This window comes from Vibrio sp. R15-SG3-ISO1A, assembly GCF_059833955.1.
The window spans coordinates 1-21,415 of sequence record NZ_JCBDGH010000015.1; the positions used below are offsets into that span (position 1 = coordinate 1).

Annotated in this window: 21 protein-coding genes and 8 tRNA genes; 26 read left to right on the plus strand and 3 right to left on the minus strand. The window is 49.1% G+C overall.

What is annotated here, in order from left to right; genetic code table 11:
• Positions 1-34 precede the first annotated feature (34 nt).
• The 8 genes from AC6R0L_RS01565 (at position 35) to AC6R0L_RS01600 (ending at position 920) form a co-directional block, all read left to right on the plus strand.
• A tRNA-Gly gene (locus AC6R0L_RS01565) sits at positions 35-110 on the plus strand.
• 37 nt (positions 111-147) lie between these two features.
• Positions 148-223: transfer RNA gene (locus AC6R0L_RS01570), tRNA-Gly, on the plus strand.
• 42 nt (positions 224-265) lie between these two features.
• Positions 266-342: transfer RNA gene (locus AC6R0L_RS01575), tRNA-Met, on the plus strand.
• A 30-nt stretch (positions 343-372) separates the two neighbouring features.
• Positions 373-448 (plus strand) — tRNA-Gly (locus AC6R0L_RS01580).
• Between the two features lie 42 nt (positions 449-490).
• Positions 491-567: transfer RNA gene (locus AC6R0L_RS01585), tRNA-Met, on the plus strand.
• A 30-nt stretch (positions 568-597) separates the two neighbouring features.
• Positions 598-673 (plus strand) — tRNA-Gly (locus AC6R0L_RS01590).
• Positions 674-725: 52 nt separating this feature from the next.
• Positions 726-801 (plus strand) — tRNA-Gly (locus AC6R0L_RS01595).
• Between the two features lie 42 nt (positions 802-843).
• Positions 844-920 (plus strand) — tRNA-Met (locus AC6R0L_RS01600).
• Positions 921-1,713: 793 nt separating this feature from the next.
• Here AC6R0L_RS01600 and queG read toward each other — a convergent pair.
• Entirely contained in the window at positions 1,714-2,826 is a 1,113-nt protein-coding gene (queG, locus tag AC6R0L_RS01605) for a tRNA epoxyqueuosine(34) reductase QueG (protein WP_500628028.1), read from the minus strand.
• 201 nt (positions 2,827-3,027) lie between these two features.
• Between queG and tsaE the strand changes: the two genes are divergently transcribed.
• The 9 genes from tsaE to AC6R0L_RS01650 all read left to right on the plus strand — a co-directional run bounded on the left by tsaE (position 3,028) and on the right by AC6R0L_RS01650 (position 12,475).
• On the plus strand, positions 3,028-3,492 hold the full coding sequence (gene tsaE, locus AC6R0L_RS01610; protein WP_500628029.1) for a tRNA (adenosine(37)-N6)-threonylcarbamoyltransferase complex ATPase subunit type 1 TsaE: 465 nt from the start codon (positions 3,028-3,030) through the stop codon (positions 3,490-3,492).
• Positions 3,486-5,201 carry a LysM peptidoglycan-binding domain-containing protein gene (locus tag AC6R0L_RS01615; RefSeq protein ID WP_334555711.1) on the plus strand — a complete coding sequence of 572 codons (1,716 nt, stop codon included), beginning with the start codon at positions 3,486-3,488 and terminating at the stop codon, positions 5,199-5,201. The genes tsaE and AC6R0L_RS01615 overlap by 7 nt, the downstream gene beginning before the upstream one ends.
• Before the next feature lie 15 nt (positions 5,202-5,216).
• Positions 5,217-7,199, plus strand: coding sequence for a DNA mismatch repair endonuclease MutL (gene mutL, locus AC6R0L_RS01620; RefSeq protein ID WP_500628030.1), 1,983 nt, complete (start codon positions 5,217-5,219; stop codon positions 7,197-7,199).
• Positions 7,196-8,143: a tRNA (adenosine(37)-N6)-dimethylallyltransferase MiaA gene (miaA, locus tag AC6R0L_RS01625; protein ID WP_500625627.1), complete on the plus strand. Its 948-nt coding sequence runs from the start codon at positions 7,196-7,198 to the stop codon at positions 8,141-8,143. The genes mutL and miaA overlap by 4 nt, the downstream gene beginning before the upstream one ends.
• Before the next feature lie 188 nt (positions 8,144-8,331).
• Complete coding sequence (gene hfq / locus AC6R0L_RS01630) at positions 8,332-8,613, plus strand: RNA chaperone Hfq (protein ID WP_334555714.1); 282 nt, start codon at positions 8,332-8,334, stop codon at positions 8,611-8,613.
• Positions 8,614-8,654: 41 nt separating this feature from the next.
• On the plus strand, positions 8,655-9,944 hold the full coding sequence (hflX, locus tag AC6R0L_RS01635; protein WP_500628031.1) for a ribosome rescue GTPase HflX: 1,290 nt from the start codon (positions 8,655-8,657) through the stop codon (positions 9,942-9,944).
• A gap of 45 nt (positions 9,945-9,989) precedes the next feature.
• On the plus strand, positions 9,990-11,180 hold the full coding sequence (hflK, locus tag AC6R0L_RS01640; RefSeq protein ID WP_487903610.1) for an FtsH protease activity modulator HflK: 1,191 nt from the start codon (positions 9,990-9,992) through the stop codon (positions 11,178-11,180).
• Between the two features lie 2 nt (positions 11,181-11,182).
• Positions 11,183-12,163, plus strand: a complete 981-nt coding sequence (hflC, locus tag AC6R0L_RS01645; RefSeq protein ID WP_487903609.1) for a protease modulator HflC — start codon at positions 11,183-11,185, stop codon at positions 12,161-12,163.
• Between the two features lie 126 nt (positions 12,164-12,289).
• On the plus strand, positions 12,290-12,475 hold the full coding sequence (locus AC6R0L_RS01650; protein ID WP_334555718.1) for a DUF2065 domain-containing protein: 186 nt from the start codon (positions 12,290-12,292) through the stop codon (positions 12,473-12,475).
• 46 nt (positions 12,476-12,521) lie between these two features.
• On the opposite strand, the gene AC6R0L_RS01655 is transcribed toward AC6R0L_RS01650, so the two are convergent.
• On the minus strand, positions 12,522-12,749 hold the full coding sequence (locus tag AC6R0L_RS01655; protein WP_334555719.1) for a SlyX family protein: 228 nt from the start codon (positions 12,747-12,749) through the stop codon (positions 12,522-12,524).
• A gap of 4 nt (positions 12,750-12,753) precedes the next feature.
• Positions 12,754-13,737, minus strand: coding sequence for a WD40 repeat domain-containing protein (locus AC6R0L_RS01660; protein WP_500628032.1), 984 nt, complete (start codon positions 13,735-13,737; stop codon positions 12,754-12,756).
• Between the two features lie 132 nt (positions 13,738-13,869).
• Between AC6R0L_RS01660 and fkpA the strand changes: the two genes are divergently transcribed.
• The 9 genes from fkpA to tuf form a co-directional block, all read left to right on the plus strand.
• On the plus strand, positions 13,870-14,658 hold the full coding sequence (gene fkpA / locus AC6R0L_RS01665; protein WP_500628033.1) for an FKBP-type peptidyl-prolyl cis-trans isomerase: 789 nt from the start codon (positions 13,870-13,872) through the stop codon (positions 14,656-14,658).
• A gap of 253 nt (positions 14,659-14,911) precedes the next feature.
• Complete coding sequence (locus AC6R0L_RS01670; RefSeq protein WP_500628034.1) at positions 14,912-15,634, plus strand: helix-turn-helix transcriptional regulator; 723 nt, start codon at positions 14,912-14,914, stop codon at positions 15,632-15,634.
• On the plus strand, positions 15,631-16,026 hold the full coding sequence (gene tusD, locus AC6R0L_RS01675) for a sulfurtransferase complex subunit TusD (protein ID WP_500628035.1): 396 nt from the start codon (positions 15,631-15,633) through the stop codon (positions 16,024-16,026). Before AC6R0L_RS01670 ends, tusD begins: the two co-directional genes overlap by 4 nt.
• Positions 16,023-16,379, plus strand: a complete 357-nt coding sequence (gene tusC, locus AC6R0L_RS01680; protein WP_487903604.1) for a sulfurtransferase complex subunit TusC — start codon at positions 16,023-16,025, stop codon at positions 16,377-16,379. Before tusD ends, tusC begins: the two co-directional genes overlap by 4 nt.
• 8 nt (positions 16,380-16,387) lie before the next feature.
• The gene (gene tusB, locus AC6R0L_RS01685; protein ID WP_487903603.1) at positions 16,388-16,666 is read left to right on the plus strand and encodes a sulfurtransferase complex subunit TusB; all 279 of its coding nucleotides are present in this window, start codon (positions 16,388-16,390) and stop codon (positions 16,664-16,666) included.
• A gap of 158 nt (positions 16,667-16,824) precedes the next feature.
• On the plus strand, positions 16,825-17,199 hold the full coding sequence (gene rpsL, locus AC6R0L_RS01690) for a 30S ribosomal protein S12 (protein WP_004399892.1): 375 nt from the start codon (positions 16,825-16,827) through the stop codon (positions 17,197-17,199).
• Positions 17,200-17,296: 97 nt separating this feature from the next.
• Positions 17,297-17,767 (plus strand): 30S ribosomal protein S7, encoded by a 471-nt coding sequence (rpsG, locus tag AC6R0L_RS01695; RefSeq protein WP_045957025.1) that lies wholly within the window; start codon positions 17,297-17,299, stop codon positions 17,765-17,767.
• Between the two features lie 209 nt (positions 17,768-17,976).
• Entirely contained in the window at positions 17,977-20,076 is a 2,100-nt protein-coding gene (gene fusA, locus AC6R0L_RS01700; protein WP_487903602.1) for an elongation factor G, read from the plus strand.
• A gap of 206 nt (positions 20,077-20,282) precedes the next feature.
• On the plus strand, positions 20,283-21,415 hold a 1,133-nt coding region (tuf, locus tag AC6R0L_RS01705), incomplete at its 3' end, for an elongation factor Tu (RefSeq protein WP_500628036.1).

The following is a 21,415-nucleotide window of genomic DNA, read 5'->3' on the forward strand; positions in this document are numbered from 1 at the left end:
TCGCAGCCCTGAACAGCGGAAACGTTGTTGAAAAGCGACACTAGCTCAGTTGGTAGAGCGCAACCTTGCCAAGGTTGAGGTCACGAGTTCGAACCTCGTGTGTCGCTCCAGTTTGATAGCTTTCATCGTGCTTAACGGTGACAAAATGCGACACTAGCTCAGTTGGTAGAGCGCAACCTTGCCAAGGTTGAGGTCACGAGTTCGAACCTCGTGTGTCGCTCCAGTTTGATAGCCTTCATCGTGCTTAACGGTGACACAATACGGACGCGGGGTGGAGCAGCTTGGTAGCTCGTCGGGCTCATAACCCGAAGGTCGTCGGTTCAAATCCGGCCCCCGCAACCAAATCTCATTAATAGCAAATGCTGTTGATATGCGACACTAGCTCAGTTGGTAGAGCGCAACCTTGCCAAGGTTGAGGTCACGAGTTCGAACCTCGTGTGTCGCTCCAGTTTGATAGCCTTCATCGTGCTTAACGGTGACACAATACGGACGCGGGGTGGAGCAGCTTGGTAGCTCGTCGGGCTCATAACCCGAAGGTCGTCGGTTCAAATCCGGCCCCCGCAACCAAATTCAATCAATAGCAAATGCTGTTGATATGCGACACTAGCTCAGTTGGTAGAGCGCAACCTTGCCAAGGTTGAGGTCACGAGTTCGAACCTCGTGTGTCGCTCCACTTTCTTTTAAGTGGACAGGATAGCCTGCATCGTGCTCAACGATGACACAATGCGACACTAGCTCAGTTGGTAGAGCGCAACCTTGCCAAGGTTGAGGTCACGAGTTCGAACCTCGTGTGTCGCTCCAATTTGATAGCCTTCATCGTGCTCAACGGTGATATAATACGGACGCGGGGTGGAGCAGCTTGGTAGCTCGTCGGGCTCATAACCCGAAGGTCGTCGGTTCAAATCCGGCCCCCGCAACCAATTTTAAAGGTGGTGTGATTCGCTAGCTCGTCGGGCTCAGCTATTCATAAAACCTAGCGAAGGTCATCGGTTCAAATCCGGCCCCCGCAACCAATTTTAAAGGCGTTATGATTCGCTAGCTCGTCGGGCTCAGCCATTCATAAAACCTAGCGAAGGTCATCGGTTTAAATCCGGCCCCCGCAACCAATTTTAAGGCGTTATGATTCGCTAGCTAGTCGGGCTCAGCCTTTCATAAAACCCGGCGAAGGTCATAGGTTAAAATCCGGTCCCCGCAACTCAATTAAGCGTGTTGTGATTCGCTATATCTGCTCTTTCTAATGCTGAGAAGCATCATCCCCCAAATTAGAACCTCTAAGCGTCAATTGTGACGTTTTTTTGTTTGTCTCCAAGATTACACAGCAATGGCAATGGGCCTTGCGCGTGTTTTCAACTGAACGCCCCAGATCTAACTAACAGAGTTATCCACATTTTTTATTCTGTGGATAAGTTCGTGGGTAACCTGAATTTAGTCTTTGTATAAGCGCTATGTAGGAGGATCTTTCTTGATTTTTTATCAGGTCATGGGTGTTTGGATTTTAATTAAGTTATTGATTTTCATTGATTTGTAGTGAGTTTCAATAGGCGGGGAAAAATAGTTTTTTGATCATTAAGTGCTTGTTTTTTGATCTTAATCATTGGTGGCCAGTGTGATTAACTTTTTCAACTTTCAGTAAATTTGCCGCACATCTCATTTTTTTCCACATTGTCGTTTTTAGAACAATCTCAAACTCTGCGTGAATGAATTCGGCAAGCATTATGCATCTCTAGGCATTCCTTTTTCTATTATTCGAATCAGTCTTTGCTGCTTGTTGGAGATGTAGTGGCTTTGTGAGCGTTGTTGTTCCAGCGCCCACTCAATGTGCACATCTAATGTACTGCAAAGTCCAAGACGTTGTGTGAGTGCATCCACAATCGCTTGGCGATAAGGGGCATTACCTAGGGCGATGGCAATATTGCGGAGCCATTGTTTGTGCCCAATGCGACGAATGGCTGAGCCTTGCATATTGGTGAGAAAAGTCTCCTCATCCCACAGAAACAGCGACAACAACTCTGGGTCTTTCAGTGCAGCTCTTCGATGGAAGTCAGACTCTTTGGTGAGTGGCGAGTAGCGACTCCAAGGGCATACAAGTTGGCAGTCATCGCAGCCGTATATTCGGTTGCCCATCGGGCGGCGAAATTCTTCCGGTATGATACCGTCGAACTCTATGGTCAAGTAGGAGATACAACGTCTTGCGTCGACCACACCGTCATCAACGATCGCCTGCGTTGGGCAAGAGGTCATGCAAGCGGTACACTTGCCGCAATCACCTTGGTGAGGCGTGTCAACAGGCAGCGGCAAGTCAATGAGAAGCTCACCTAAGAAAAACCAAGAACCGCAGGACTCATCAATAATAAGCGAATGTTTACCCGTCCAACCGAGTCCGGCTTTTTCAGCGAGAGGCCGTTCTAAAATCGGCGCAGAATCGACAAAAGGTCGATAGCCGAAGGCGCCAACCTCTTGCTCAATACGTTGACCGAGTTTTTTTAACTGGTTACGCACCAATTTGTGGTAATCGCGTCCTAGCGCATAGCGACTCACATAGGCGTGCTCTGGATTGGCGAGGTTAGAGGCAAATTCCGCTTCTGGGGGCAAGTAATCCATTCGCGCACTGATCACTCTTACTGTCCCTGGTAATAGCTCATCCGGTCTCGCGCGCATCATGCCGTGTCTTGCCATCCAATCCATGTCACCATGATAGCCTGCATCCAGCCAGGCTTGCAGAGCGCTCTCATGGCGAGCCAAATCGACATCACAGATACCGACTTTTTGAAATCCGAGCTCTTTAGCCCAAACTTTGATCTTGTCTGCAAGCTGTTGGTAGTCCATGCTGGGATCTCTTGGTTCAATGGGGCGGGGATCTTAACGGATCTTAACGATCGGATCTAGCAACCTTCAGGCGGCCAAACGCGAGAATTCGCGCTTTTTTGACGAATACTCACACAACAGATCTTGTCTCCCAATTCCAACCCAGTTTACTATTCCTGTTCTTTTGATTTTTATATAGTCCTGAGTTAGAGACCTTTGTCCATGATGACCAAACAATTTTCCCTAAAAGATGAAACTGCCACCATCCAACTAGGGACACGATTAGCGCAGCTTTGCTCACAGCAAACTACTCTTTATTTGCACGGTGATCTGGGAGCAGGGAAAACGACGCTGAGCCGAGGGTTTGTTCGTGCGCTCGGTCATCAAGGGAATGTGAAGAGCCCAACTTACACCTTAGTTGAGCCTTATCACTTACAAGAGTGGCAGGTGTATCACTTTGATCTTTACCGCTTGGCTGATCCAGAAGAGCTAGAATTCATGGGAATTCGTGACTATTTCACCCCTGATGCGATTTGTTTGGTGGAATGGCCGGAAAAAGGCGAAGGGTTGTTACCTCAAGCGGATTTGGATATTGAACTACGCTATCACGGTGAAGAGCGCATTGTGTCACTCAGTGCGAACAGTGATTACGGACGTCATTTATTAGAACAGTTGGAGTTATGTTGAAGCGTCGATTTTTCAAAGCGGTATTGATCCCTTTTCTCTCTATTCTTGCGCTGCTCCCTAACGTCACATTCGCGAACGCATTGGAAGGCATACGTGTTTGGCCTTCACCGGATGAGACTCGGGTTGTCATTGATCTTCAGTCTGAGGTGGAATACAGCTACTTCACTTTGACCACGCCGGAACGTTTGGTGGTCGACCTTAAGCAGACAACGCTGAAAACGAAACTGCCGATTAACGTTTCAGATAGCCCGGTGCTAAGCAAAATCCGCAACAGTTCACCGCCGGAAAAATCAACCTATCGCTTGGTGTTTGAGTTGAAGCGCAAGTCGGCGCCACAACTGTTCAAACTGGCCCCAACGCCTGGGGGACAATACGGTCACCGCTTAGTGATTGATCTGCCTCACGCTGAGCGAGCGACCTCGTCCGCGCCGAGTACCTCTGCGCCTAAAGTAAGTCGAGATGCCTCCCAACTACTGGGCAACGCCGATATCGTCGTGGCGATAGACGCGGGTCATGGTGGTGAGGATCCGGGCTCTATCGGGCCAACGCGCAAATATGAAAAGCACGCAACGTTAGCGATCTCGCAAAAAATAGCGGCGCAAATCAACGCGGTACCTGGTATGAAAGCCGTGCTCACCCGTCGCGGCGACTATTACGTAAACCTTAATAAGCGATCGGAGATCGCTCGCGAAAATCAAGCGCATTTGTTGGTCTCTGTGCACGCCGATGCGTTTAACTCGCCTAAGCCTAGGGGGGGCTCGGTGTTTGTGCTCAACACCAAGCGCGCGAACTCTGAAATTGCTCGGTGGGTCGAAAACCACGAAGAGCAGTCGCAGTTGCTAGGGGGAGCTGGCGAAGTGTTGGCAAAGAACAACAGCGATCGCAATGTCAGCCAAACCTTGCTTGATCTTCAGTTTAGCCACTCCCAGAAAGAGGGCTATAAGGTCGCGACCAATATTCTGTCTGAAATGACCAAGGCGGGCGTGCACTTGCACAAGAAAGATCCGGTCAATGCGAGCTTGGCAGTATTGAAATCCCCCGACATTCCTTCTGTATTGGTCGAGACGGGCTTTATCTCAAACCCGACCGAAGAAAAATTGCTGTTCCAACGCAGTCACCAAGACAAACTGGCCCGAGCACTGGCGAAAGCGATCGTCCAATATTTTGAATCGAACCCACCAGAAGGAACGTTATTTGCCAATCGTGGGAAAGCGATTAAGCATAAGGTCTCGCGCGGTGAGTCCTTGTCGGTGATCGCGAAACGTTATGGCACCACCACTCAAGCTATCATGCAGGCCAACAAGCTAAAAAGCACCAGCTTGGCGGTGGGGCAGAGTTTAACCATCCCTGGCGCGACATCGGCGGTGGCAGTGCCGAAGATCAGTAACCCGGTCGAGACGGAAACCCTGATACATGAAGTTCAGCGGGGCGAATATCTGGGTAAAATTGCAGAGCATTACAAAGTCTCGGTAGCGGATATCCGCCGCGAAAACAACTTGACATCGGACGTGCTTAAGCTGGGCCAAAAACTCAAAATTACCGTGACGATGAAAGACAAGCCACTGCGTAAACACACCGTCAAGCGCGGCGAGTTTTTGGGTAAAATCGCCAGCCAGTATGACGTCAGTGTGAGCAGTATTCGCAGCGCCAATAACTTGCGCTCCGATCAGCTTGCGATTGGTCAGGTACTGATCATCCCAAATAAATAAACGTGGGTAGCCTGAATGACGATTAAAATCCTTCCCGCGCGTTTAGCCAACCAAATTGCTGCCGGAGAGGTGGTGGAACGCCCTGCGTCCGTGGTGAAAGAGTTGGTGGAAAATAGCCTCGACTCGGGCGCTAGCCGCATTGATATTGATATCGAAAAGGGCGGCGCTAAACTGATCCGTGTTCGTGACAATGGTAGCGGGATTGAAAAAGACGAGTTGGGTCTCGCGCTCAGTCGCCATGCGACCTCGAAAATTCACACCTTGGACGATTTGGAAGCCATCATGAGCTTGGGCTTTCGCGGTGAAGCGTTAGCGAGTATTAGCTCTGTTGCTCGTCTGACATTGACATCGCGTACAGCGACGCAAGATGCTGCGTGGTCAGCGTACAGCGAAGGGCGTGATATGGCCGTTAAGATTCAACCGGCTGCGCACCCGATTGGTACGACAGTCGAAGTCTTAGATCTGTTTTTCAATACCCCCGCGCGTCGCAAGTTTCTTCGTACCGAGAAAACCGAGTTTACCCATATCGATGAGCTGCTCAAACGCATCGCGCTGAGCCGTTTTGATGTGTCGATCAACTTGCGCCACAACGGCAAGTTGGTTAAACAATACCGCGCCGCGAAAACAGAGTCGCAAGCGGAAAAGCGCATTGCGGCGGTCTGTGGTAGCGGTTTTGTCCGCCACATGCTGAAAATTGAGCTGAAGCACCAAGGACTCAAACTGCATGGCTGGGTCACGACGCCACAAGGCGCGCGTGCACAAAGCGATCTGCAATATTGCTACGTCAATGGGCGCATGATGCGCGATAAACTCATCAATCATGCGATTCGTCAAAGCTACGAAACCAGCTTGAAGCCTGAACAATTTGCGGCGTATGTGCTCTTTATCGAGCTCGATCCGCATCATGTCGACGTCAATGTTCATCCTGCTAAGCATGAAGTGCGCTTTCATCAAGCGCGCTTGGTGCATGACTTTATCTATCAAGCCCTCACGGATGCCCTTGCTCAGGGAGCGCACATTGATAAGCCTGAACAGAGCCAGTCGGCGTTTCATGATGATCAAACTCCACCTATTGACGCTGCCGAGCACGTCCCTGCCTATCCAGGGCGCGCTGACTATGTGAAAGCCGAGCCTACCGCTCGCAATGAGAGCCGCGTTAATGAGCGAGAGGTGTCTCACTCCTGGGTACAAAGTCGCAGCGAACCCGCTCGCAGTGGTCAGGCGCGCGGCGCGAAGATGGAGTCCGCGCCTTCTCAGGCGGAGCTCAGGGTTTATCAAACCTTACTCTCTGCAACAGAGGATGAATCTGCGACAGCAGAAAAGGCGACCAAAGAAACCCAGAACTCTCACGCGCGCTCAACGCCATTCAGTGAGGAGTCACTGAGCGATGAAGCGTTGACCCACGAGGAGTCAGCCCCGATCGTACAAGCCACATCGATCGTCGCTTTAGGGAAAGCCATCAGCATTGTTGCAGGGCAGTACGTGTTAATGGCAGATAAGTCGCACTCTCAGTTGGTCTCTTTGGCGAGAGCTGAGTGGTGGCGAATCAATGGTCAGTTGAATACCAAGCTAGGTCCACTGACCAGTCAGCCGTTGTTGGTCCCCCTCTCGCTTAAGCTCGAAAGCCCATTGTTGGAAAGGGCTGAGCGATATCACGAACTTTTGCTGCGTTTGGGTATCCAACTTAAGCCAAGAGGTCAGCAAGGGCTCTTGGTGATGGGAGTGCCGCAACCGCTTCGTCAGCAAAATCTGCAACAATTGCTGCCAGATCTGTTATCTTACGCGGCCACTTATTCTGCGCAGGTGTTAGATGAGCCGGCGCTGGTGAGATGGTTAACCAATAAGATTACTCAAACAAAAAGCGACTACACTTTATCGGAAGCGATACACATCATCGCAGAACTCGAGCAGTTATGGCACGGTCAGTTGCCACTCGATGATCGACAATTTGTTCGCCCCGTAGACTACTCTGCCACCATTGCAGCAATGACATTATGAATGACCAATTACCCCTTGCTCTGTTTTTGATGGGCCCAACCGCTTCAGGGAAAACAGAGCTCGCGATTCGATTACGCCAGCGATTTCCCGTTGAGATCATTTCGGTCGACTCCGCACTGATCTATCGAGGCATGGACATAGGCACCGCCAAGCCCGACGCGCGCGAGCAAAGCCTTGCTCCCCATCGTTTGATCGATATTTTGGATCCAAGTGAATCCTATTCGGCCGCTGATTTTCGGCGAGATGCGCTTAACGAGATGCACAAGATTGTCGCCGATGGCAAGATCCCTCTGCTGGTGGGCGGTACCATGCTGTATTACAAAGCACTATTGGAAGGTTTGTCGCCTTTGCCAGCAGCGGATCCGGATGTTCGGCGCACCATTGAGCAGGAAGCGCAAACTCAAGGGTGGGAGGCGCTGCACGATCAACTTAAGGCCATCGATCCCGTTTCAGCCGAGAGAATCCACCCAAATGATCCACAAAGATTGTCGCGGGCATTGGAAGTTTTTCGAATTTCAGGTAAAACTCTTACTGAGCTGACTCAAACGAAAGGAGAAGCACTCCCATTTCGTGTGAAGCAGTTCGCAATCGCACCCAAGGAAAGGGCTGAGCTCCATCGACGAATTGAGCTACGTTTTGACAAAATGATCGACGCTGGGTTTTTAGAAGAAATGCGCTCGCTGTATGCGCGCGAAGATCTTCACCCTGATCTGCCATCGATTCGTTGTGTCGGCTATCGTCAGATGTGGGACTACTTGGATGGGCAATGTACGTTGGATGAGGCTATATTTAAAGGCGTCTGTGCAACCCGTCAATTGGCCAAGCGGCAGATCACCTGGTTACGCAGCTGGGATGATTTAACTTGGTTGGATAGTGAGAACATTGACCAAGCGTTGGAAACTGTTTCAAATGCAATAGCATCGGAAGGTTTTAGCTGTGTATAATGTGATCGCTTTTGCGTGAATGTGCCCTGTAAAAGATCTGTGACTTGAAATTTGATCGTAAAGTCGTCATAACAGTGAGGGACAGGGTGTTTTTTATTCATTTAGCTCAGATGCAAAGGTCGCACCTATTTTTACGCGCACCACTAGCTAAATAACTAGAACAAAATTACAAAATAAGGAAAATAAAAATGGCTAAGGGGCAATCTCTTCAAGACCCATTCTTAAATGCATTACGTCGCGAGCGTATTCCAGTCTCTATCTACCTAGTAAACGGAATTAAACTACAAGGTCAGATCGAATCTTTCGACCAATTTGTTATCTTGTTGAAAAACACAGTAAACCAAATGGTCTACAAACACGCTATCTCAACGGTTGTGCCTGCGCGTGCAGTAAGCCACCACAGTGGTGAGCGCCCTCAAGGTGACCGTCCTCAAGGTGGCGAGCGTTCTCAAGAGAAATCTGACGATTAATTTTCTCTACGCACACACATTACTGTTAAGGAGTTGATTGCTTGTTTGACCGTTATGAAGCCGGTGAGCGAGCCGTACTTGTTCATATCAACTTTACGCAAGAAGGGGAGTGGGAAGATCTCAGCGAATTCGAGATGCTGGTATCTTCAGCTGGAGTCAACGCGTTACAAGTCGTAACCGGGAGCAGACAGTCACCACACCCCAAATACTATGTCGGAGAGGGTAAAGCCCAAGAAATTGCGCAAGCTGTGCAGTTGAATGGGGCAGATATCGTGATTTTCAATCACGCCCTCTCTCCTGCCCAAGAACGTAACCTCGAAAAGCTGTGTCAATGTCGAGTATTGGACCGCACGGGTTTGATCTTAGATATTTTTGCTCAGCGCGCTCGTACTCACGAAGGTAAGTTGCAAGTGGAACTGGCGCAGTTGCGTCATATCTCAACGCGACTCATTCGAGGTTGGACTCACCTTGAAAGACAAAAAGGTGGGATCGGGTTACGTGGTCCAGGTGAAACTCAGTTAGAGACTGACCGACGTTTATTGCGTGATCGGATTAAAGCCATCTTGCGCCGCCTAGAGAAAGTGGCCAAGCAGCGCGAACAAGGTCGCCGAGCTAGAAGTCGAGCGGAAATCCCAACCGTCTCCCTTGTTGGATACACCAACGCAGGGAAATCTACCCTATTCAACCGAATCACTGAAGCGGGCGTTTACGCCGCTGATCAGCTGTTTGCTACGCTTGATCCAACGCTGAGAAAGATAGACTTGGCCGATGTCGGTCCAGCAATCTTAGCGGATACGGTTGGATTTATTCGTCATTTACCACACGATCTGGTCGCCGCTTTTAAAGCGACGCTGCAAGAGACGCAAGAAGCTGACATTTTGTTACATGTTGTCGATGCCAGTGACGAGCGTTTTCGTGAGAATATTCATGCAGTTCATGTGGTACTTGAAGAAATTGATGCCCATGAAGTCCCAGCTTTGCTGGTGATGAACAAGATAGACAATCTAGAAGACCAGAAACCTCGTATAGAAAGAGATGAGGAAGGCATTCCTCGCGCTGTATGGGTATCGGCAATGGAAGGCGTGGGTATTGAATTGCTGTTTGAGGCTCTTACCGAGCGTCTCTCTAGCCAAATGGTTCAGTACCAACTGCGAATCCCGCCACAACATCAAGGGCGAATTCGTAGTACATTCTTCCAGATGAAATGTATTCAACAGGAAGAGTATGATTCCGATGGTGACTTGTTGATCGAGATTCGAATGCAACAAGCGGATTGGTCTAGACTTGAAAAAAGAGAAGGGGCAGTTTTACGTGACTTTATAGTTACTTAAATGACTGCTACAGTATAACGTCATATCAAATGATGGAGCTTTCTAATGGCGTGGAATGAGCCTGGTAATAACAACGGCAACAATGGCCGCGATAATGACCCGTGGGGTAACAATAATCGCGGTAACAAAGGTGGCCGTGATCAAGGACCGCCAGACTTAGACGAAGTGTTTAGCAAACTGAGTCAGAAACTGGGTGGAAAGTTTGGTGGTAAAGGAGGCGGTAAAGGACCGTCTATCGGTGGTGGCGGAGCAATCGGCTTTGGCATTATCGCTGCGATCGCGGTCGCAATTTGGTTCTTTGCAGGTTTCTATACTATCGGCGAAGCGGAGCGCGGTGTTGTGTTGCGCCTCGGTAAATATGATCGCGTGGTCGATCCTGGTTTGAACTGGCGTCCTCGTTTTATTGACGAAGTGACCCCAGTGAACGTGCAAGCGATTCGTTCGTTGCGCTCTTCAGGTTTGATGCTGACCAAAGACGAAAACGTCGTCACGGTGGCGATGGACGTTCAATACCGTGTTGCGGAACCCTATAAGTACCTGTTCCGAGTGACCAACGCTGATGACAGCTTACGCCAAGCGACCGACTCTGCGTTGCGCGCTGTGATTGGTGACTCATTGATGGATAGCATTTTGACCAGTGGTCGTCAGCAAATCCGTCAAAGTACGCAAGAAACGTTGAACGACATTGTCGACAGCTATGATATGGGCTTAGTCATTGTTGATGTCAACTTCCAATCTGCACGTCCACCAGAGCAAGTGAAAGACGCCTTTGATGATGCGATCGCAGCTCGAGAAGATGAAGAGCGTTTCATCCGAGAAGCGGAAGCGTACAAGAATGAAATCTTGCCAAAAGCGACCGGTCGAGCGGAGCGTTTGAAGAAAGAAGCGCAAGGTTACAACGAGCGTATTACTAACGAGGCCCTAGGTCAGGTTGCTCAGTTTGAAAAACTGTTGCCTGAGTATCAAGCAGCGCCGGAAGTCACGCGTAATCGTCTGTACCTAGATGCGATGGAAGAGGTATACACCCGTTCATCGAAAGTGCTGATTGATTCAGAATCGAGCGGCAACCTCTTGTACTTGCCTATTGATAAGTTGGCGGGTCAAGATCAAGTGTCAACAAAGCGCAGTACTAAGTCATCTTCTAGTTATGATCAAATTGAGCTTGAATCCCAGCGTACTGATACCACTTCAGACACCTCATCTCGTTCAACTGATTCACGTCAAGGGAGATACTAAGAATGCGTAAGTTAATGATCCCTGTATTAGTCGTTGCATTGGCTCTGATGTTGATGTCTTTATTTGTCATTCCTGAAGGCGAGCGCGGTATCGTGATTCGATTTGGTCGAGTACTGAAAGACAACAACGATGTGTCTCGCATTTACGAGCCGGGTCTGCACTTCAAAATGCCGATGTTCGATCGTGTGAAAACACTCGATGCACGTATTCAGACCATGGACGGCCGTTCAGACCGTTTCGTGACCTCTGAGAAAAAAGACGTCATCATCGATTCTTACGTTAAGTGGCGTATCGAAGATTTTGGTCAGTACTACTTGGCGACCGGTGGTGGTAATACGCTGACGGCGGAAGCGCTCCTTGAGCGTAAAGTCACTGACGTACTGCGTTCTGAAATCGGTGCTCGAGAGATCAAACAGATCGTGTCAGGTCCGCGTAACAACGACGTTCTACCTGACAGTGCGGATGCGGATGTCGTCACGACTGAAGCGGCCAAAGAGGCACTCGAGATTGATGGTCAGCGTGACCAAATCATGCAAGAAGTGTTGAATGACACGCGTCGCAGCGCACTGAAAGACTTGGGTGTTCGTGTGGTTGACTTCAGAATGAAGAAAATCAACCTACCTGATGAGATCAGTGAGTCTATCTATCGTCGTATGCGTGCAGAGCGTGAGTCAGTGGCGCGTAAGCACCGCTCTCAAGGCCGCGAAAAAGCGGAAGTAATTCGTGCACAAGCCGAACTTGAAGTGGCGACTATCCTTGCGGAAGCAGACAAAACCGCGCGTGTGACGCGAGGTGAAGCGGATGCACAAGCGGCGAAAATCTACTCGTCAGCGTACAATAAAGACCCTGAGTTCTATGGGTTCCTACGTTCGCTTAAAGCTTACGAGAAATCGTTCAGCGATAAGAGTGATATTCTGGTCTTGGATCCTAAGAGTGAGTTCTTTAAATACATGAACAACTCTACGGGTGCCGCCGCGAAGTAATTCGCGATTGATGAATAAAGGCTCCGTTTTGACGGAGCCTTTATTTTTTGCCTCTCATAGGATGGTTTACCATTGTCGCCGTCAGAGCGTTTGCATGCTCACATGGCGCGGGAAAAGGAGCTGAGGATGTCTAACTCATTGTGGCTGGCACTGGGGATTGTGTTGATAGTCGAAGGGCTAGGGCCATTAGTCGCGCCCAAAGGGTGGCGAGCCATGATTGCCCAGATCAGCGAGCAATCAGACCACCACTTAAGACGCATGGGCGGCTGTCTCGTGGTGGCAGGCGCCGTGATTGCTTATGTGTTTGGTTAGCCTTACCGAGAGGCTTACAGCCTGCAATGCAATGTGGCTATGCCGATCAGTAATGGGGAGGCGGCGTCTCTTCTGAAGGGTCAGCCAGATTCGAGCTGTCCATGTTTTTCACTTTACCGACAACGTATTTCATCTGATCCTGCATTTTGGTGATCAGTAATTGCTGCTGGCTAAGTGCACTGTTGAGGCTCTCTACCGTTTGTTCTTGGAAGGCAAGTTGGCACTCCAAGTCATTGATGCGGTTTTCTAGTTGTTCAATAAGTGTTTCGCTCATCGTATTACTCATCTAACTGCCAAGCTTGGGCAATGCCTGCGGATGTTGCAGAAATGACACGCCCTCGGTTATCAAAGGCAGCATCATACACCACTGCGCGAGGAGGGCGAGCATCTTTTAGTGGTACGGCCTCAAAGCCGTCGATGCGCTTTCCGCTATTGACGTCCCACACCATAATTCGACTCGACGGCGTGCCTGTTACGAGCTTTTGTCCATCATCAGAAAAGCGGGCGCTAGAGAAAATAAGCTGGCGTGAGAAACTTCGCAGTTGAGCGTGTTGTTCCCCGGTGCTTAAATCCCAAATGAACGCTTGATTGCCACCATCTGAAGTGAACGCAAACTTGGCATCTCGATGCAAAGCAACACGATTAATGCGTTGCTCATGCTCAAAGGTTTTTAGAATTTGCCCGGTATTGGTGTTCCATAAATAAGCGGTGTAATCGTTGCCGCCAGACAGCGCAAAGCGCCCATTGGGCGACAGCGCAACAGAATTGACTTTTTCGTTGTGCGCGAGGAACTCAAGACGGCGTCCAGTGACTAAGTTGACGTAGATCGCTTTACCATTGGAGAGCCCAAGTAATACCTGTTCGCCATTGCTGGCGATGTCGATATCGCGTATCAGTCCGTCGGATATTGACCACAGACCTTGCGCTTGCGTCCACGCTAAATCCCACACGGCGAAGTTGATTTGAGTGGCGGTCACAGCAAAGCGACCATTGTCGGAGATGCGAATGGTGGATACGGTACTGGCTTGAGGGTCTTGCTCACCCAGTGAGGCCAGAGGTTGGCTCTCCACTAAATCCCACAGGACAAGCTGATGTTCTTTGGAATAGAGCAGGGCGAAGCGAGCATCACGGCTTAATGCAAAGCTCGTGGCGCCATTGGGTTCTATCTCCCAGCGCTGAACGTCACTCGAAGAGTAAAAACAGCCATTTATTAACGCTGAAATGACAACAACAATGATGACCTTGTTAAAAATTATCCGCATTAGGTCCAAATATCCGCTTGGTTTGGTTTAATTAAGCCGTATATTGGTTATATTGGTACAACATGTAATTGCACACCACTCTTTCTTAAAGATTTGTGCACAAAGACAAAATGCTTCAATTTGGAGAGTTTAATGAAATCTATTTTTAAAGTGTCACTGCTTGCTGCAACGGTTGCGCTAGCGGCTGGCTGTCAAAAAGACGAAGAGCCAAAAACCGACACTGCCCCAGCTGCTGAGCAAGTTCAAGCAGAGACAGGAAAAGCGGTTCACTTTAAAACCGAAGACGACAAAGCGGCGTATGCTATCGGTGTGTCGTTTGCTAACTACCTGAGCACCAGTCTTGATAAGCCAAACGAAATTGGCATTTCCCTCAACAAAGACCTGGTTCTAAAAGGGATTGAGCATGTGTTTGCGGGCAACCCCGAACTGAGCGAAGAAGAGACGCGTGCTGCGCTAGAAGCGTTGGATCAACGTGTAGCAGAAACCATGCAAAAGCAAGCCGCTGAAAAAGCGCAAGCAGCGAAAGCGGCAGGTGATGAATTCCGCGCTGAATTTGAACAGCAAGACGGTGTCGTGAAGACAGAATCTGGCTTGTTGTACCAAGTGATGACGGCAGCGGAAGGTGAGCAACCAAAAGATACCGATACTGTGCAGGTGCACTACAAAGGTACGCTGATCGATGGCACTCAATTTGACAGCTCATACGATCGCGGCGAGCCAGCCACTTTCCCACTTAACCGTGTGATCCCAGGTTGGACCGAAGGCGTACAGCTCATGCCTGTTGGCTCAAAATTCAAATTCGTGATTCCGCCACAGTTGGCGTATGGCGAGCAGGACACCCCATCGATCCCGGCTAACTCAACACTCGTGTTTGAAGTTGAGTTACTTAAGATTGAAAACGGTGAACAAGCCGCGCAGTAATCTTCTGCGGTTATTCTCTTATTGGAGCCCGGCCATTTGCCGGGCTTTTTTTATACCCTTCCAAAGCAGTGTTCGATACCCGTTGGCGATGGGATGGTGCAGGCGAGGATAGCGTTCAGAGATGCGCCCGTGCGCACGGATAGACGCGATTTATTTGTTCTAAGTCACTAGATGCTCGGTTTACGGGATCTGATTTTCAAAATTTCTGATAAACTTACAGCAATTTGTTGATTTTTCGCTCTAAGGCTAGAAAGTGACCACTACAGAAACACTAAATACCGATATGTTGCTTGAAATGGAATCTGTCAACGTGATGCCATTTAGTGAGCACGACAAGATCATTCTGCGCTCGTATGAGGCCGTGGTGGATGGCATCGCAAGCTTAATCGGCCCATTCTGTGAGATCGTTTTGCACTCATTGGAAGATCTCAACACCTCTGCGATTAAGATTGCCAATGGCGAAAATACCGGACGCCAAGTGGGATCGCCGATCACCGATTTGGCGTTGAAAATGCTGCGTGATATCGAAGGATCAGAGCGTAACTTCTCTCGCTCTTACTTTACGCGCGCGAAAGGCGGTGTGCTCATGAAGTCTATCACCGTTGCTATTCGCAATGGCGAGAACCGGGTGATTGGCCTTTTGTGTATCAACGTCAACCTGGATGCGCCCTTCTCGCAAGTGCTGCAATCGTTTATGCCGACCGAAGAAGCCAAACAAGCCGCTTCATCGGTTAACTTTGCGAGCGATGTTGAAGAGCTGGTGGATCAGACGGTTGAACGCACCATTGAAGAGATCAATGCTGACAAGTCAGTATCAAATAACACCAAAAATCGCCAAATTGTGATGGAGTTGTATGATAAGGGCATTTTTGACATCAAAGACGCGATCAACCGTGTCGCCGATCGTTTGAATATCTCTAAGCACACCGTGTATCTCTATATCCGTCAGCGAAAAACGGAAGAAGACGAAAGATGAGCGCATTGAGTTACACCTTGGTGGTGAATGGCGGTGTGTATGGTACGCAGTCTGCACGCAGTGCCTACCAGTTTGCCCTTGCGTTAATCGAAAAAGGCCATCAATTGGTGAGCGTATTTTTCTATCAAGATGGCGTCAGCAATGCCAGTCGTCTCGTGGTGCCCGCCAATGATGAGTGGGACTTAACCCAAGCATGGCAAGCATTGGCTGCCGAGCATGGCGTGCGTCTTGAAACTTGTGTGGCCGCCGCGCTACGTCGCGGAATTGTCAGTGATGATGAAGCTACACTGCATGCACTACCAAACAGCAACCTCAGTGAAGGTTTTGTTCAAGCGGGGCTAGGTAGTCTGGCTGAGGCGATGTTGAGTCAAGATAGGGTGGTGCAGTTTTGAGTCAGCTCACGTATTTCTTTCGCAGTGCACCTCATGCCACCGCCTCAGGTCGAGAAGGCATCGATGCATTGATGGCCGCATCGGCGTACTGTGAATCGATTGCCGTCATCTTCAGTGGCGATGGTGTGTATCAGTTACTGCAAGGGCAGCAAGCCAGTGACATACTCTGTAAAGAGTACGCACCTATGATGAAGCTGTTTGAGCTTTATGACATCGAGGATGTGTTTGTCTGCGCCGCATCGTTATCTGAACGGGGTCTATCGCATGCCGATCTCGTTATCGATGCTAGGCCTCTCTCGGTTTCTGAAATACAAGCCGAGTTGGCAAAAGCGTCGGCGCTGCTGTCGTTCTAAGAGGTAACATGCTTCATATTATTAAATCACAATCCGCGTTGGCAGACGCGCTGCGTATTGCCCATCCTACACAAGATGACTTGATACTGATTGAAGAGGCGATCTACGGCGCGACCATGCATAGCCCCCTTTTTACAGCGCTTAAGGCGCATCAGGTTCACGTCTTACACAGTGATGCATCGGCGCGCGGTATGACGTCACGTTTGAGCCCATCTTATCGTCTGATTGACCACGGTGAGTTTGTTGACCTGACGGTCTCTCACGAGACATCGCTGACTTGGGATTGAGTCATCACTGGCCTATCGGGGAAAGTGGACAAAAAAGATCCGTATATTTCTTGACACACCTCTCACTGCTGCATAGAATTTTGCGTCCCTAATTACCATTCGTGATTTGGGATAGATTTTTCACAAAGCTTACTTTCAAGTAAATCAGGAGCTAGTTAATGGCAACTATTAACCAGTTGGTACGTAAGCCTCGTGCAAAGCAAGTTGTTAAAAGCAACGTGCCTGCACTAGAAGCGTGTCCACAAAAACGTGGTGTATGTACTCGTGTTTACACTACTACACCTAAAAAACCTAACTCAGCACTTCGTAAAGTATGTCGTGTTCGTCTAACGAACGGCTTCGAAGTGACTTCGTACATCGGTGGTGAAGGCCACAACCTTCAAGAGCACTCAGTTGTTCTAATCCGCGGCGGTCGTGTAAAAGACCTTCCGGGTGTACGTTACCACACAGTTCGCGGCGCACTAGACTGTGCTGGCGTTAACGACCGTAAACAAGGTCGTTCTAAGTACGGTGTTAAGCGTCCAAAATCTTAATGGTATCCGTTAAGTAAGGCCAAACACTAAATTATATTTAATTTTTGAAGAAACTGAAAAGTTTTGGATAACCTGAAGAAGACAACGGAGAAAATCCATGCCACGTCGTCGCGTCATCGGTCAGCGTAAGATCCTTCCAGATCCAAAGTTCAAATCTGAACTGCTGGCAAAATTCGTTAACATCCTAATGGTTGACGGTAAGAAATCTACTGCAGAGAAAATTGTTTACACTGCACTAGACACTATGGCTGAGAAATCTGGTAAAGATCACTTAGCTGTATTTGAAGAAGCTCTTGAAAATGTTCGCCCAGCGGTAGAGGTTAAATCTCGCCGTGTAGGTGGTTCAACTTACCAAGTACCTGTAGAAGTTCGTCCGGTTCGCCGTAACGCACTTGCTATGCGTTGGTTGGTTGAAGCTGCGCGTAAGCGTGGTGAAAAATCTATGGCTCAACGCCTAGCTGCTGAAATGCTAGACGCGTCTGAGAACAAAGGTACTGCGGTTAAGAAACGTGAAGACGTTCACCGCATGGCTGACGCAAACAAAGCGTTCGCACATTACCGTTGGTAATACCTTTATCGTGCTGCGAGATCTCTCGCAGCACTTCAATAGTTCCTATGCGCAAGCTAGGAACTATTGCTATATCTGAAACACAGAAAATCGCTCATCTAAAGCGCGACATCGTTAACTGAAGACGCCCACGCTCAACTCGAGCATTCTTCGTTCTGTCGTTTCGACATAGCAATAGTCCCTATATCCCAATTGAAGAGGATTCTATCGTGGCTCGTAAAACACCGATTGAGCGCTACCGTAATATTGGTATCGTCGCTCACGTAGACGCAGGTAAAACCACCACAAGTGAACGTATTCTATTCTACACTGGTCTTTCTCATAAGATTGGTGAGGTTCACGATGGCGCTGCTACCATGGACTGGATGGAGCAGGAGCAAGAGCGTGGTATCACTATCACCTCCGCTGCCACGACCACTTTCTGGCGTGGTATGGAAGCGCAATTCCAAGATCACCGCATTAACATCATTGATACTCCTGGACACGTTGATTTTACCATCGAAGTAGAGCGCTCGTTGCGCGTACTCGACGGCGCCGTTGTCGTTTTCTGTGGTTCATCTGGTGTTGAGCCGCAATCGGAAACGGTTTGGCGTCAAGCAGACAAGTATCATGTCCCTCGCATGGTGTTCGTCAATAAGATGGACCGTGCAGGCGCTGACTTCCTTCGTGTCGTTAAGCAAATCAAGACTCGTTTGGGCGCCAATCCTGTGCCTATCCAACTTAACGTTGGTGCGGAAGATGAGTTCCGAGGCGTGATTGATCTTATCAAGATGAAGATGATCAACTGGAACGAAGCTGACCAAGGTATGACCTTCAATTATGAAGAGATTCCAGCAGATATGGTTGATCTGGCTGAAGAGTGGCGCAGTAACCTAGTTGAATCAGCAGCGGAAGCCAGCGAAGAGTTGATGGACAAATACCTTGAAGAAGGTGAGTTGACCGAGAGTGAAATCAAGCAAGCACTTCGCACTCGTACACTGAATAACGAAATCGTATTGGCCACTTGTGGTAGTGCGTTTAAGAACAAAGGCGTGCAAGCCGTGCTGGATGCCGTGGTGGAATACCTACCATCACCGATCGATGTACCTGCGATCAAAGGCATCGATGAGAACGAAAACGACGTTGAGCGCCATGCTGACGATAACGAACCGTTCTCAGCGTTGGCATTTAAAATTGCCACCGACCCGTTTGTTGGCACGCTTACCTTCATGCGCGTTTACTCAGGTGTCGTCAACTCAGGCGATGCTGTGTACAACTCAGTGAAGCAGAAGAAAGAGCGCTTTGGGCGTATCGTTCAGATGCATTCCAACAAGCGTGAAGAGATCAAAGAAATCCGCGCGGGTGACATTGCGGCTGCGATCGGCCTGAAAGATGTCACCACGGGTGATACGCTTTGTGATGCAAACCACAAGGTGATCCTAGAGCGCATGGAATTCCCTGCTCCAGTGATTCAGATTGCCGTAGAGCCACGCTCTGTTGCCGATCAAGAAAAGATGGCGATTGCGTTGGGTAAACTGGCTGCAGAAGATCCCTCATTCCGCGTCGAAACGGATGATGAAACGGGTCAAACCTTGATCTCGGGTATGGGTGAGCTTCACTTAGATATCATCGTTGACCGAATGAAGCGTGAGTTCAGCGTCGACTGCAACGTAGGTAAACCTCAGGTGGCTTACCGTGAAACGATCCGCGGCAGCGCGGAAGTGGAAGGCAAGTTTGTTCGCCAATCTGGTGGTCGTGGTCAATATGGTCACGTATGGATCAAACTAGAGCCCTCTGAACCGGGTGCGGGTTTTGTCTTTGTCGACGAAATCGTGGGTGGTGTGGTTCCTAAGGAATACATCAGCTCGGTAGCGAAAGGTATCGAAGAGCAAATGAACAGTGGTGTTCTAGCAGGCTACCCTGTACTAGATATTAAAGCGACCTTGTTCGACGGTTCTTACCACGATGTTGACTCTAACGAGATGGCGTTTAAGATCGCTGGCTCGATGGCATTCAAGAAGGGTTCATTAGAAGCACAACCTGTACTTCTTGAGCCGATGATGAATGTTGAAGTCACCACTCCTGAAGACTGGATGGGTGACGTTGTAGGTGACCTCAACCGCCGTCGCGGTATGATCGAAGGTATGGACGATGGTGTTGCGGGTATTAAAATTATCCGTGCCCAAGTGCCACTCTCTGAGATGTTTGGTTACGCTACAGACCTCCGTTCTGCGACTCAAGGCCGTGCGTCTTACTCTATGGAGTTTAATGAGTACGCTGAAGTACCGAAAAACTTTGCAGACAAAATTGTTGCAGAGCGAGGTTATTAATGAAGCGGCTTGATCATTGAAAAAGTGTGTGCTTTTTTTAAAGATCAAGGCGTCGAAATATTGCGCTGACGGACGTTGGCGCATAAAATAGCAATTTCTGGCGCGTCTCGATCAATTCTGATCGTGCGAATTATAACTAGGAAGGAACACGAACGTGTCCTAAAGAAAAATTTGAACGTGTAAAACCGCACGTAAACGTTGGTACTATCGGCCACGTTGACCACGGTAAAACAACTCTAACTGCAGCTATCTGTACTACTCTTGCAAAAGTTTACGGCGGTGCTGCTCGTGACTTCGCATCTATCGATAACGCTCCAGAAGAGCGTGAGCGCGGTATCACAATCGCAACTTCTCACGTAGAGTACGACACTCCAACTCGTCACTACGCACACGTAGACTGTCCAGGACACGCGGATTATGTTAAGAACATGATCACAGGTGCTGCACAGATGGACGGTGGTATCCTAGTTGTTGCTGCGACAGATGGCCCAATGCCACAAACTCGTGAGCACATCCTACTAGGCCGTCAGGTTGGTATTCCTTACATCATCGTATTCATGAACAAATGTGACATGGTTGACGATGAAGAGCTACTAGAACTAGTAGAAATGGAAGTACGTGAACTTCTATCTGAGTACGATTTCCCAGGTGATGACCTACCAGTTATCCAAGGTTCTGCACTAGGCGCACTAAACGGCGAAGAGCAGTGGGAAGCGAAAATTGTTGAACTAGCAGAAGCGCTAGACAACTACATCCCAGAGCCAGAGCGTGCAGTAGACATGCCGTTCCTAATGCCAATCGAAGACGTATTCTCAATCCAAGGTCGTGGTACAGTAGTAACAGGTCGTATCGAGCGCGGTATCCTAAACGTAGGTGACGAAGTTGCTATCGTAGGTATCAAAGACACTACTACTACAACATGTACTGGTGTTGAGATGTTCCGTAAGCTTCTAGACGAAGGTCGTGCGGGTGAGAACGTTGGTGCACTTCTACGTGGTACTAAGCGTGACGAAGTTGAGCGTGGTCAAGTACTAGCTAAGCCTGGTTCAATCACTCCACACACTAAGTTCGAGTCAGAAGTATACGTACTATCTAAAGATGAAGGTGGTCGTCACACTCCATTCTTCAAAGGCTACCGTCCACAGTTCTACTTCCGTACAACTGACGTAACAGGTAACATCGAGCTACCTGAAGGCGTAGAAATGGTAATGCCAGGCGATAACATCAAGATGACTGTAGAGCTAATCGCACCAATCGCGATGGACGAAGGTCTACGTTTCGCAATCCGCGAAGGTGGCCGTACAGTTGGTGCTGGTGTTGTTGCTAAGATCTTCGACTA